The 11,931-nt window shown below is 36.1% G+C and carries 16 protein-coding genes; 12 read left to right on the top strand and 4 right to left on the bottom strand.

Annotated elements, in window-relative coordinates; translation table 11 throughout:
- The first annotated feature begins 2 nt into the window (after positions 1–2).
- Complete coding sequence (locus KHA96_RS04815) at positions 3–182, top strand: hypothetical protein (protein WP_213128134.1); 180 nt, start codon at positions 3–5, stop codon at positions 180–182.
- Positions 183–467: 285 nt separating this feature from the next.
- Here KHA96_RS04815 and KHA96_RS04810 read toward each other — a convergent pair whose 3' ends face one another.
- Complete coding sequence (locus tag KHA96_RS04810; RefSeq protein WP_213128133.1) at positions 468–686, bottom strand: hypothetical protein; 219 nt, start codon at positions 684–686, stop codon at positions 468–470.
- A gap of 168 nt (positions 687–854) precedes the next feature.
- Here KHA96_RS04810 and KHA96_RS04805 point away from each other — a divergent pair, with 168 nt between their 5' ends.
- The 3 genes from KHA96_RS04805 (at position 855) to KHA96_RS04795 (ending at position 3,415) form a co-directional block, all read left to right on the top strand.
- Positions 855–1,268 (top strand): general stress protein, encoded by a 414-nt coding sequence (locus tag KHA96_RS04805; RefSeq protein WP_213128132.1) that lies wholly within the window; start codon positions 855–857, stop codon positions 1,266–1,268.
- A 634-nt stretch (positions 1,269–1,902) separates the two neighbouring features.
- Positions 1,903–2,757, top strand: a complete 855-nt coding sequence (locus KHA96_RS04800; RefSeq protein ID WP_213128131.1) for an STAS domain-containing protein — start codon at positions 1,903–1,905, stop codon at positions 2,755–2,757.
- Positions 2,758–2,800: 43 nt separating this feature from the next.
- A complete protein-coding gene (locus KHA96_RS04795) occupies positions 2,801–3,415 on the top strand; it encodes a lytic transglycosylase domain-containing protein (protein ID WP_481748220.1) in 615 nt (204 codons plus the stop codon).
- A gap of 27 nt (positions 3,416–3,442) precedes the next feature.
- Here KHA96_RS04795 and KHA96_RS04790 read toward each other — a convergent pair whose 3' ends face one another.
- Positions 3,443–3,706: a GlsB/YeaQ/YmgE family stress response membrane protein gene (locus KHA96_RS04790; RefSeq protein WP_213128130.1), complete on the bottom strand. Its 264-nt coding sequence runs from the start codon at positions 3,704–3,706 to the stop codon at positions 3,443–3,445.
- 543 nt (positions 3,707–4,249) lie between these two features.
- Between KHA96_RS04790 and acnA the strand changes: the two genes are divergently transcribed.
- The 7 genes from acnA (at position 4,250) to KHA96_RS04755 (ending at position 9,388) form a co-directional block, all read left to right on the top strand.
- Positions 4,250–6,967: an aconitate hydratase AcnA gene (gene acnA, locus KHA96_RS04785; protein ID WP_213128129.1), complete on the top strand. Its 2,718-nt coding sequence runs from the start codon at positions 4,250–4,252 to the stop codon at positions 6,965–6,967.
- A 235-nt stretch (positions 6,968–7,202) separates the two neighbouring features.
- On the top strand, positions 7,203–7,331 hold the full coding sequence (locus KHA96_RS04780) for an FbpB family small basic protein (protein ID WP_213128128.1): 129 nt from the start codon (positions 7,203–7,205) through the stop codon (positions 7,329–7,331).
- A 55-nt stretch (positions 7,332–7,386) separates the two neighbouring features.
- Positions 7,387–7,530, top strand: coding sequence for an acid-soluble spore protein N (locus tag KHA96_RS04775; RefSeq protein ID WP_213128127.1), 144 nt, complete (start codon positions 7,387–7,389; stop codon positions 7,528–7,530).
- A 27-nt stretch (positions 7,531–7,557) separates the two neighbouring features.
- Positions 7,558–7,797 (top strand): small acid-soluble spore protein Tlp, encoded by a 240-nt coding sequence (tlp, locus tag KHA96_RS04770; protein ID WP_213128126.1) that lies wholly within the window; start codon positions 7,558–7,560, stop codon positions 7,795–7,797.
- A gap of 532 nt (positions 7,798–8,329) precedes the next feature.
- Positions 8,330–8,767: an acyl-CoA thioesterase gene (locus tag KHA96_RS04765; RefSeq protein WP_213128125.1), complete on the top strand. Its 438-nt coding sequence runs from the start codon at positions 8,330–8,332 to the stop codon at positions 8,765–8,767.
- Positions 8,768–8,769: 2 nt separating this feature from the next.
- Positions 8,770–9,081 carry a hypothetical protein gene (locus tag KHA96_RS04760; protein WP_213128124.1) on the top strand — a complete coding sequence of 104 codons (312 nt, stop codon included), beginning with the start codon at positions 8,770–8,772 and terminating at the stop codon, positions 9,079–9,081.
- Positions 9,082–9,097: 16 nt separating this feature from the next.
- The gene (locus tag KHA96_RS04755) at positions 9,098–9,388 is read left to right on the top strand and encodes a HesB/YadR/YfhF family protein (RefSeq protein WP_213128123.1); all 291 of its coding nucleotides are present in this window, start codon (positions 9,098–9,100) and stop codon (positions 9,386–9,388) included.
- A gap of 18 nt (positions 9,389–9,406) precedes the next feature.
- On the opposite strand, the gene KHA96_RS04750 is transcribed toward KHA96_RS04755, so the two are convergent.
- On the bottom strand, positions 9,407–10,546 hold the full coding sequence (locus KHA96_RS04750; protein WP_213128122.1) for a CapA family protein: 1,140 nt from the start codon (positions 10,544–10,546) through the stop codon (positions 9,407–9,409).
- A gap of 27 nt (positions 10,547–10,573) precedes the next feature.
- Positions 10,574–11,155 (bottom strand): glycerol-3-phosphate 1-O-acyltransferase PlsY, encoded by a 582-nt coding sequence (gene plsY / locus KHA96_RS04745; protein WP_213128120.1) that lies wholly within the window; start codon positions 11,153–11,155, stop codon positions 10,574–10,576.
- 167 nt (positions 11,156–11,322) lie between these two features.
- Here plsY and KHA96_RS04740 point away from each other — a divergent pair, with 167 nt between their 5' ends.
- On the top strand, positions 11,323–11,736 hold the full coding sequence (locus tag KHA96_RS04740; RefSeq protein WP_213128119.1) for a CoA-binding protein: 414 nt from the start codon (positions 11,323–11,325) through the stop codon (positions 11,734–11,736).
- Positions 11,737–11,931 lie beyond the last annotated feature (195 nt).

The raw sequence follows: 11,931 nt of genomic DNA, 5'->3' as shown, positions 1-11,931 counted from the left end.
AATTGGAGAAAACGTATTTCGTTGTAACACTTATATTTGGCTGGTTTATTTCAGTGAGTCTTGCTGTTTTTACTTATTATGCCTTTAAACTAGGATATTCAATAATTGGAGTAATCATTGCCCTGATCTTTTTAGCGTCTGCCGCTATGAATATAGCAATGTTCCGGAAATGGAAAAAATAGAAAAATAATAAGACCTGCCTTTTTGAGGTAGGTCTTTTAATCGTTTTTTCTTGTTTTTTCATGATTTTTAAGAAATATAATAAAAATGATAACCGCAGCAGTGAACAATACGAACATGATTCCTGATAATAATACGGCAATACTAGTGATTCCCATGGTAAACCCCTTTTCTATCATTGATCACAATAACCATACCATGTTTTGAAAGATATATGTGTTAAATATTTATGAAGCTTAACACATAAAAAACATGGCGGCCAGTAGATACGTGACCGCCAGAAAAAACTATGATATAAAAGAAGAGAATAATTTTACAAGCCCTATTACAATGATCGCCAACGCAAACAATACAACGACAATTACTGCAATTGTCAGCAAAATGTTGGCTAATGAACCAAGAATGCTTGCTGTACTTGATATAATGGTTAATCCAATTAGAGCATATGCAGCTAATATACAAGAAAGATATAATGAGACTTTACCTTCATAAAATTTGTGGCCCATTATGACACCTCCTTAGTAAATATTCTATGTACTAGTAAAAAACATTGTGTAGACAAGAGGTAAAAATAAATAATTGTCCTAGTGGCAACATTTGTGATGATTTTTCGCTTCTTTGTTTTAATTATTTCTGAAAAGGGTAATTTATAAGGAACAAGGAGGCACAAACCTATGAATACGAAAATAATTGGAATTTTTGACAGTCAGCAAGAAGTAGTTGATGAGATAAAAAAATATGAAGCAGAAGGGATAGAAAGAAATAGATTTTCTGTTTTGGCAAAAGATGAAGACAAAACAGACTATCTAACAGAGAAAATGGAAGTGGAAGAGCAACAACCCGCCAATGAAGGAGTATTTGGTGTGTTAGGAGGCTTTTTAGCAGGTATCGGGGGAGGGATTGCAGTCCCAGGAATGGCTAGCCCCGGGACGGGACCTTTTGTAGCAGCAGGTCCTATGGCATCCGCATTCATTGGTAATAACGAGGATTTACGCAATATGTTTTTAACAATGGGAAACGATGAACTAGCGGATCGTTACATGGAAGAGCTAGATGCAGGAAAGATTATCCTTTTTTTAGAAGAATAATAAAAGGAGTACCTTGTGGATGCTTCAGACTGTAGACAAACTCAATGAAATCGAGTTTGTCTACAGTCTTTTTTGATTTGAAATATATAGCTATATAGTGGTGATGGAAAAATGAATTGACCTTTATAAGAACAATGTACTTAAAGTAAAAATCAACAGATGTTAATACAACGTCATATTTGGGATGTTATATTCACTTGGCTAATCATTTTCGTTATCAAAAGAAGAAAAAGAAATATACTCTCGTCAAAAGAAGTCAATAGAACGAGTCTTTGCGGATGCAAAAGAAAAGCATGGTATGCGAGGGATCAGCTTAAGGGGGCTTTCCTGTTCGTCGTCGGAGGATTACTTGACAGGCGAGACCTTGCAGGAAAGTAAGCGACGACTAGGCTTGGCGAATGACTTTGGAAAGCAAGCAACTGGAGCGGAAATTAACGGATTTCACCTTCAATTCTATTTAAAAGTGAAAAAGACACCGAGATGTGGAACTCTCGATGCTTTTATACACAATCTGGGGTACCTTATAGGTTCTTTTTTGGAGGGGATTTCACTTAACTTGCGAAATGACTCTATTTTCCACATAATAAACATAATACTTATCGTTGGATAAAAAATTAAGAAGGGAGTTAACGTCATGACAGATCAACATATTGAAAATAAAATTAGCGAATTTTTGATCGGAAATGTGCCAAATATTACATCTGATTGGATTGAACAAGCGTATACTAGTGGAATCGGGGTTTATGCACAATCTAAGGATTCTGAGGCATATAATCAAATTCGTTCAATGAATAAGGAGTTTATTTTGGCATTAACAAATAGTATATTTGGAAAGGATGCCGCTCTAAACGAATGGGCTTCATCTATCGCATCTACTCGTGCTCTTACTGCAACACCTCTTTATGATGTTATCGTAAATTTTTCATTATTTAGAAGTGTCTACTATTCCTATATTGAAATATTTATTGAAGAGCACGCAAATATCGTATCGGGTAAAATGGTGATTAATTGGATACGGACCGTAAGCAGTAAATTTGACGAGGCGATACAATTAGTTACCAAAAAATACATGAATGACTATGAATATATATTCTCTTCTCAACAAGAAACAATACTTGAATTGGGTACACCCGTCATTAAAATTGATAAAACCATAGGTATAATACCATTAGTAGGAGAGATAGATACATACAGAGCTTCAAAAATACTAGAGACTAGTTTGAAAAAAGCAAGCGAAATGGAGTTAGAATGGATAATTCTTGATTTATCAGGAGTACCTGTAATTGACACGATGGTTGCAAATCAAATATTCCAGCTTGGAGAAACTTTCCGCCTTCTGGACATATCGATGATCCTTACCGGCATGCGACCTGAAATCGCACAAACGAGCATAAGTCTAGGGTTGGACTTCTCCCGCCTGAAAACATTTGCTCATCTTTATCAAGCGATCCATTATTTGCGTGATAATTTATCCATTACAAATAGTTGATATTTGTTATATAGACTTGGAAGGGGAATATTTGGTGAAGAAAATAAGCAAAAAATTTAAAGCTAGCAAGAACCAAATAAAAAGAAGGCGCATAGTTTTGCTTATTCTTTTTTCTCCTATTATTGCTTTTATTATTTTTGGGATATATTCAAATAACCATCAACAAACTGAACCCGAAAAATCGATTATTCCAGAAGAATTTATGCCAATCTACTTCGCGGCAGAAGAAAAGTTTAGGGTTCCCTGGTATTTGCTTGCGGCCATCCATAGGGTTGAAACGATTTTTTCTTCTATGGACCCAATGCTTTCTCCGGTTGGTGCTGAAGGTCATATGCAATTCATGCCTTGCACTTTTGTAGGTTGGTCGCATCCAACATGTACAGATCTTGGACAAGGAGATATTCCAGAAGATGAGAAAGTAAATCCTAAAATAATTGCCAAATATAATGGATATGGAATAGATGCAAATGGTGATGGAAAAGCAGATCCATGGGATATTGAAGATGCGATATTTAGTGCAGCAAATTATTTAGCTAAAAGTGGGGCTGCGGACGGGGATATTAGGAAAGCAATATTTGCTTATAACCATAGTGATCAATATGTAGAAGATGTTATGCACTATGTTGATTTATATAAAAATCTAAAAAAAGAGCAATAAAAAACAGGAGTTATCCTCCTGTTTTTTTTATGAGTTTCTTCGTCCTCTTGCCATTGAACCTAAAATTAGACTTAAAATGAAGACAAGAACTAATGATCCTATTAAGGCCGGAACAATCGGAATGCCAGCTACATCTGGTCCCCAATCACCAAAGATTGCTCCGCCAAGCCATGCTCCAATTATACCTGCGATGATATTTCCAATAATTCCTCCAGGGATATCTTTGCCTAAAATTAAACCTGCAAGCCACCCAATGATGCCACCCACAATAAGGTATAATAAAAAGCCCATTATTCATTCATCTCCTTTAGGATTGTTTCAAGCTTTGATTGTCTAGCTCCAGTGCCTATCGACTAGTAAACTTCTTGTCCTTACGTTGCAACAAATCAACATCGACTGCTATATTTGGACTCATCGTGTTTCCTTCATTACACCCAAAGAATTCAAAGTCATTCATCGATGTGCAAAAGCGCTTCGCTTTATATGAGCTTAGGTTTATTATTACCTGATATACGTAAGGATAAACATTTTAATGAAATTGAAATCTAGAAAAAGATGGGAATATATAATCAAAAAACATAAATGATAATAGCCATGTATAAGAAAATAAACTATTTTATTTTTCTTTATATAAAATTTTTGGTATTATGAATGGTGGAGTTTTTTGTTTGCTCAAAAGTAAGGAACGATAAGAATTCCTTATTGAAATCCATAACTTTCTTATAATTTACTTATGAGTTAAGTTATCATAAGATAGTATTGAGAGAAAGTTTGGCTAGAATAACTTATTTCACTTAATTTTATGAGACTATTTTTTGAAAAGGGGGAATTTACATGGCACAATCTAAAAATGATATTTTTGGTGCTCGCTCTTCCTTCGATATTGGAGGCAAGCGTTATCATTATTACCGCTTGGCTGCACTTGAAGAAGCAGGAGTGGCAAAGGTATCACATTTGCCATATTCCATTAAGGTATTACTTGAATCTGTTCTGAGACAAATGGATGGACGCGTTATTAAAAAAGAGCATGTAGAAGATTTAGCTAAATGGGCGACGGATGAGGTAACAAACGGTGAAGTACCTTTTAAACCATCACGAGTTATTCTTCAAGACTTTACTGGTGTTCCAGCCGTTGTAGACCTTGCTTCACTTAGAAAGGCAATGTCCGATATTGGTGGAGATGCAGAAAAAATCAACCCTGAAATTCCTGTTGATTTAGTTATTGACCATTCTGTGCAAGTTGATACTTATGGGTCTCCTGAAGCACTACAAGTTAACATGGATTACGAATTCGAAAGAAATGCGGAACGTTATGAGTTTTTAAGCTGGGCTCAAAAGGCATTTGATAATTACCGTGCTGTTCCTCCTGCTACAGGGATTGTACACCAAGTTAACCTTGAATATTTAGCTAATGTTGTTCATGCCATCGAAACTCCAAATGGTGATTTTGAAGCATATCCGGATACATTAGTAGGTACTGACTCACATACAACCATGATTAATGGTGTCGGTGTTTTAGGTTGGGGAGTTGGCGGTATTGAAGCAGAAGCTGGAATGCTAGGTCAGCCTTCTTATTTCCCAATTCCTGAAGTTGTTGGGGTTAAATTAACAGGTGAATTGCCAAATGGCGCTACAGCGACAGACTTAGCGCTTAAAGTAACTCAAGTTCTTCGTTCACATGGTGTTGTTGGTAAATTTGTTGAATTTTATGGTTCTGGAGTTGCTAGCCTGCCACTTGCAGACCGTGCTACGATTGCTAACATGGCGCCTGAATATGGGGCTACTTGTGGATTTTTCCCGGTTGATGGCGAGACATTGAATTACTTGCGTTTAACTGGCCGTCCTGAAGAGCAAATTCTTCTTGTGGAAAAATACTTGAAAGAAAATGATATGTTCTTTAGTGTTGAAAAAGAAGATCCAGTATATAAAGATATCGTAGAACTTGATCTATCAGAAATTGAAGCAAATCTTTCAGGACCAAAACGTCCACAAGATTTAATCCCTCTTTCCCAGATGCAAAGTGCTTTCAAAGAAGCTTTGCGAGCACCTGTAGGAAACCAAGGGTTTGGACTTGATCCTGCAGAAATTACGAAAGAAGTTAAAGTATCATTTGATAACGGCGATGAAGAAGTAATGAAGACTGGTGCATTAGTAATCGCCGCTATTACAAGCTGTACAAATACTTCCAATCCTTATGTTATGCTTGGCGCGGGATTGCTAGCGAAAAAAGCGGTAGAAAAAGGATTGCAAGTGCCGAAATATGTAAAAACATCACTTGCACCTGGTTCAAAAGTAGTAACAGGCTATCTTCGTGATGCTGGCTTAATGCCTTATATGTCTCAACTTGGTTTTGACCTTGTTGGTTACGGTTGTACAACATGTATCGGAAACTCTGGTCCATTGAAGGATGAAATTGAAAAAGCAATCATGGAAAGTGACTTGCTTGTTACTTCAGTTCTTTCAGGAAACCGGAACTTCGAAGGAAGAATTCATCCACTTGTTCGTGGAAATTATTTGGCTTCTCCTCCACTTGTAGTTGCTTACGCGCTTGCTGGAACAGTTGATATTGATTTGAATAAAGAGCCGCTTGGAAAAGATAAAGATGGCAATGAAGTATTCATGAAAGATATTTGGCCAACAAGAGAAGAAATTGTTGAAGTCGTTCATAAAACAGTTACTCCTGAATTGTTCCGTAAAGAATATGAGCACGTATTTGATGATAATAAGCGTTGGAATGAAATTAAAACAAGTAATGATCCACTTTATAAATGGGATGATGATTCAACTTATATTCAAAATCCACCGTTTTTCGAGAATTTATCAAATGAACTAGAAACCGTAAAACCTTTAACAGGATTACGTATCGTTGGCAAATTTGGGGATTCAGTTACAACGGACCATATCTCACCAGCAGGTGCAATTGGTAAAGATACTCCTGCAGGAAGATACTTGCTTGAAAAGGGTGTACAACCTCGTGAGTTTAACTCTTATGGTTCAAGACGCGGAAATCATGAAGTAATGATGCGTGGTACATTTGCTAATATCCGCATCCGCAACCAAGTGGCACCTGGAACAGAAGGCGGCTATACAACATACTGGCCAACAGGAGAAGTAAGCTCCATTTATGATGCGTGCATGCGTTATAAAGAGGATGGTACAGGTTTAATCGTATTAGCTGGAAAAGACTACGGAATGGGATCTTCACGTGACTGGGCTGCAAAAGGTACAAACCTTTTAGGTATTAAAACAGTTATCGCAGAGAGCTTCGAAAGAATTCACCGTTCTAATCTTGCGATGATGGGTGTTCTTCCATTGCAGTTTAAAAAAGGTGAAAATGCTGATGTTCTTGGTTTAACTGGTAAAGAAATCATCAATGTTCATGTTGATGAAACAGTAAAGCCTCGTGATATTATTAAAGTTACTGCTGTAGCTGAAGACGGATCGAAGAAAGAATTTGAAGTACTCGTTCGCTTTGATTCTGAAGTAGAGATCGATTACTACCGCAATGGTGGTATCCTACAAATGGTGCTACGTGGTAAGCTAGCTGAATAACTACAAAAGCGCACGCCTAAAACTCGCGATAAATGAGGAACAAACCTAGTCACTTTATCGCAGGGAAATGGTTAAAAGATTTCTAGTTGATAGGCGTTTAGCTAAATGATACATGTAAAACTTTGCCGATTAATTTCGGCAAAGTTTTTTTACATTGTAAAAAGTTAGAAAATTTGGTTTAATCCAGCCTTTTTTTGACAATAGTAATAGTAGAACTTTACAAGGAGTGAAAAAAATGAGAAGACGTGGAAAGAAAACGTTTTTAGATCTTGTTCAAGAGAATAAACAGGCATTGTTAAATGATTCAAAGGCTTTAGAAAGAATTGAAAACAGATTAGATGAAAAGCATATGAGAAGAGCATAACTACGTCATAATTCCCTTCTTTCAGGTAATAGTAATAAGGAAGGGAGGAGAATAAATGAGCAAACCAAAAAGAGGGCCAGAAAATTTTACTCCAGATCATTTAGGTGAACAACAAGTTGCCGTAGATGCGAACAAAGGTAAAAAAATGGCAGATAAATCTGGACAGCATCCCCAATATATTCAAACCAAAGGGGAATAATCATCAAGAAATTCATCTAGAGAAAGGATGGAATATGTGAATAATTATAAACCAAAACCTGATGATCGCAGTGATAATGTTGAAAAGCTACAAGAAATGGTGCATAACACAATAGAAAATATGGAAGAAGCAGAGGCAACAATGGAATTCTCTGATAGTCAGGACCAAGAACATATTAAAGCGAAAAATGAAAGACGCCGTGAAAGTATTGATGGAATGCGCGAAGAAATAAAAGACGAAGCATCAGCTCAACATAAACAAGATTAATAAACCGGCTAAATGCCGGTTTTGTTTATTTACTTTAATTGACTAACAAAGTTGTCCTTTCCCCTTAGATAAACTAACATCAGCTTGTCTAGTTTGGCTAAAATCGCTAACCCCTTGAAAATATAAATAAGCGTCGATAATAGTTAAAATGCGGACGTTTTTTCCCTCAGGACATTACTGCCGGAGGCACGCTGGACACGGGTCAGGAAGGCGTTGCAATGTACATGGATGCACAAAGTGTAGTTGAAGCCACAGATCGTTACTACTAGTGAGTGCAACAGGCCGCTGTACTTTAGCCTTCCTTCTTATTTAGGCGACTACCGTTTTTCAGACCTCACTGTTTTCCTTTATATTAGTCGAAGCGCAAAAAAAAGGAACATCCACTTAAAAGTCAACAACATGTGACAACCACAATGGATTAGATTACTGCGGAGCACAACACTTAATCTGTCTTAATCAGATTCATATTAATTCAACCTTTTTAAACAATGTGATAAAATGAACATATAAATAAGTTAAGGTGGAAAAATGGATGGTTATTTCTGAAACGAAAATAGAAGTCCGTTATGCTGAAACAGATCAAATGGGAATCGTCTATCATGCAAATTACTTAGTTTGGATGGAGATAGGGCGTACAAAATTAATTGAAGAGCTCGGTTTTCAGTATGCGGATTTAGAAAAAGATGGGATTTTGGCGCCAGTAATTGATGTACAAGCTAGTTATATACAGCCCATTAAATATGGAGATATTGTAACAGTTAAAACATGGATAGAAGAATATAATGGCTTAAGAACGACATATGGTTACGAGATTTTTTCATCAAATGGTGATGTAGCAGTTACTGGATACACGAAGCATGTCTGTGTTAGAAGAGAAAATTTCAAACCAGTTTCACTGCGTAAGTTATATCCAGAATGGCATCAAGTATATGTCAATGCCAAAAAGCACGATGAAACTGTGAGGAAATAAGTATGGCATTTGGAATTAATAGAAAAGAGTTGCTTCAGTGGAAACGTGATATTGACCATGGTAAAATTGCATTTATTACTCACTATTGGCTAGATGACCGTTTCCCTGATATAAATACTGTTACAAAAGTAGGTTGCAAGGATTTAAAAAAGCTTTCGGACTGGGGAATTCAATATGGATTGAAAAAAGAATGGATTCATCTTAGAAAAGATGGGTATTCACATTTCGATTTGCTAGGCCAAAAGCAGTTGGAGATTCTCCAGAAGGAAGGTTTAGAAGACCAATTGAAATCATTTTCTCTTTTACAATCATAAAAAGGAGGTTCATTTCATGGATATTCATTTAACTGAGAAAGCAGCAGAATGGTTCCACAATGAGATGTATTTAAAAAAAGGAGACTTTGTTCGTTTTTATGTGAGGTATGGTGGATCGAGTCCAGTTCAACAAGGTTTTTCTTTAGGTGTAAATAAGGAAGACCCGATTGATTTAGGTGTATTGTACGAAAAAGATGGAATCAACTATTTTATTGAACATCGAGATATATGGTATTTTGATGGACATGATTTATATGTGGATTATGACAGAAAACTTGATGAACCTTCATACGAATATAAAAAATAACGGTTGAATGATCAGCCGTTATTTTTTATTATAAAAGAATTTTTGAATTTCTTTACTGCTATGGTTTGTAAATCCTTTACTTTTTGCTACATCAAGTGGGTATACACGATACGTTTTAAAGTTTGTGCTTGCTGAAAATGTTGGGTGGAAGGCGGCTTTTTCAACCGAAGTAACAGAGTCGTTTCCTTTTACTTCTTTTTTGACCGTAATTTCAATCATTCCGCCTATGTCCTTATAATCCCAAATTTGACCTGATAAAAAATTGCCTAATGAATAAACAATAAGTCCTTTTTTACCATCCGGTTTTTTTACCCATTCCATCGGTTGAAGAACATGGGGATGGTGTCCTAAAATAATATCTGCTCCTGCATCCATAAATTCAGCTGCTTGATCTTTTTGAATTTGATTCGGCTGCCTAATATATTCATCTCCCCAATGAAGAGCCAATAAAACAAGGTCGGATTTTGTTTTCGCTTTATTGATATCAGCTGCAACTAGTTTTGGATCCAGCTGATTAACAAGATATTCCTTACCTTGTGGAATTGGTATTCCATTAAAATGGGTTGCATAGGAAAGAACTGCGATTCGAATACCATTTACTGTCATGACTCTCATATTTGCCTTATCTTCAGGGCTTTTATATGTACCAGTATAAGGTAGTTTTTTCTTTTCATAATAGTCAATCGCACTTATTATCCCCCGTTCTCCTTTATCTAACGAGTGATTATTTGCAGTTGTCACCATATCTACTCCTGCGTTCATTAATGCATCGACAACTTCATGAGGACTATTAAAGGATGGATAACTCGTTATGCCAATTTCAGTTCCGCCAGGTATTGACTCTTGATTAGCAATTAGAAAATCTGGTTTTTGCAAAATTGAGTGAACGGGTTCAAACATTGGATTAAAATCATATCCATTATTCGTTTTAGCATCATTATAAACCCAGTCGTGAATCAAAATATCACCAATTCCGCCAATGACTGCCTCTGTTTTGTATCCCTTAGCTGCAATTTCAATGTTTCGTTGATTTTGCACGTTAATACTTTTATTTAACGTTTCTGTAGATTGATTATTTTGGAATAATAGTAAGGTAATGATGCCCGATGATAGTAAAATAATCAATATGACCCCTAATAATATCCTTGTTCTATTCATTGGCATTCAATCTTTCTTTAATATATTTTACATCCATTTTACTTTTGGCTCTGTTTTATCCATTATCCGTTTTATATTCGTTCGATGGCGGACCACAACAAATGATGCTAAGGCTATGGCGACGATAATAAGCGGAATATCCCTAGTGAAGAGTGAATAAATAACGGCGAAAATACCTGCTATAATTGATGATAATGATACATATTTAGTCAATTTTAAACTTAACAGGAATACTGCAACTAATAATATAAAAAGAATTGGTACATAACCTAAAAGGACACCTCCAGATGTTGCTACAGCTTTTCCACCACGAAAACCTGCAAAAATTGGAAACATATGTCCCACTACTGCGAAAACCCCTGCGATAAGTGGATGCATATCAGTCCCGAATAGTTTTGCTAAAACGATGACGATTGTACCTTTTAAAATATCGGCTGCTGTGACGGTGATTCCAGCCTTTTTTCCTAATGTACGAAAAGTGTTCGTACCACCTAGATTTCCACTACCATGCTGTCTAATATCTATTCCATAAAAGACCTTCCCTACTATTAACCCAGAAGGTATAGATCCTATTAAATAAGCTGCAAGTAGTATGAGTGCATATTGCATAAGCATTGCTCCTTTATAAAGTTGTGCCCATTAATTGTACCACGAAGATTCTGCAAAGAAAAAACAAATTCTGCAGAAAATGTCAATCAGAGTATTTAGCTTGCAACAAATCACATACTCCTTTACGATTTATATAAATACTCAATCCTAAAAGGGAGGAATTTGATATGGGCGTTGAAAATCCAAGTCGTCAAGAAATTGGAGAAATTTTGAAAAAAGCGAAACGAATAGCTGTAGTTGGAATAAGCGATAATCCGGCTAGAACATCATATATGGTATCCGAAGCTATGAAAAATGCCGGCTATGAGATTATTCCTGTTAATCCTCTCGTCGATGAAGTATTGGGTTCAAAAGCTGTTGCATCATTAAAAGATATAGAGGGCCATGTAGATATTGTAAATATATTTAGAAGGCCAGAGTTTCTGCCAGATATTGCAAAAGAATTTACTCAAATTGATGCAGACGTATTTTGGGCACAATTAGGAATTGAAAATGAAGAAGCTTATCAATTCTTGAAAGAAAAAGGCTATACCGTCATAATGGACCGCTGCATAAAGGTTGAACACGCAATGACGAAATAAAAATTTTTACGGTGCAAGCACTAAATCGGTGCTTGTTTTTTAATGAATTAATATTTGTGCATTTGCCAAAAACAGATAAACGGTTATAGAATAAGACATACGCGCTTTTTTTTGATAAAATATAACTAGAGGGCGAACGCCTGTTTGATTACTTGTTTTTTGTCTTAGTTGTTGAAAGGGGTATATAAGTGGCGA

Origin of the sequence: Bacillus sp. FJAT-49711 (assembly GCF_018343715.1) — a bacterium.
In the GTDB taxonomy this organism is placed as follows: Bacteria; Bacillota; Bacilli; order Bacillales; family Bacillaceae_C; genus Lederbergia.
This window is presented reverse-complemented; position numbering and strand designations above follow the sequence as displayed.

Bases quoted from the DNA above. Each gene is read 5' to 3' on its own strand.
- KHA96_RS04810 (WP_213128133.1), bottom strand. From the start codon at position 686: ATGGGCCACAAATTTTATGAAGGTAAAGTCTCATTATATCTTTCTTGT.
- KHA96_RS04805 (WP_213128132.1), top strand. From the start codon at position 855: ATGAATACGAAAATAATTGGAATTTTTGACAGTCAGCAAGAAGTAGTT.
- KHA96_RS04800 (WP_213128131.1), top strand. From the start codon at position 1,903: ATGACAGATCAACATATTGAAAATAAAATTAGCGAATTTTTGATCGGA.
- KHA96_RS04790 (WP_213128130.1), bottom strand. From the start codon at position 3,706: ATGGGCTTTTTATTATACCTTATTGTGGGTGGCATCATTGGGTGGCTT.
- acnA (WP_213128129.1), top strand. From the start codon at position 4,250: ATGGCACAATCTAAAAATGATATTTTTGGTGCTCGCTCTTCCTTCGAT.
- KHA96_RS04780 (WP_213128128.1), top strand. From the start codon at position 7,203: ATGAGAAGACGTGGAAAGAAAACGTTTTTAGATCTTGTTCAAGAGAAT.
- KHA96_RS04775 (WP_213128127.1), top strand. From the start codon at position 7,387: ATGAGCAAACCAAAAAGAGGGCCAGAAAATTTTACTCCAGATCATTTA.
- tlp (WP_213128126.1), top strand. From the start codon at position 7,558: ATGGAATATGTGAATAATTATAAACCAAAACCTGATGATCGCAGTGAT.
- KHA96_RS04765 (WP_213128125.1), top strand. From the start codon at position 8,330: ATGGTTATTTCTGAAACGAAAATAGAAGTCCGTTATGCTGAAACAGAT.
- KHA96_RS04760 (WP_213128124.1), top strand. From the start codon at position 8,770: ATGGCATTTGGAATTAATAGAAAAGAGTTGCTTCAGTGGAAACGTGAT.
- KHA96_RS04755 (WP_213128123.1), top strand. From the start codon at position 9,098: ATGGATATTCATTTAACTGAGAAAGCAGCAGAATGGTTCCACAATGAG.
- KHA96_RS04750 (WP_213128122.1), bottom strand. From the start codon at position 10,546: ATGAATAGAACAAGGATATTATTAGGGGTCATATTGATTATTTTACTA.
- plsY (WP_213128120.1), bottom strand. From the start codon at position 11,155: ATGCAATATGCACTCATACTACTTGCAGCTTATTTAATAGGATCTATA.
- KHA96_RS04740 (WP_213128119.1), top strand. From the start codon at position 11,323: ATGGGCGTTGAAAATCCAAGTCGTCAAGAAATTGGAGAAATTTTGAAA.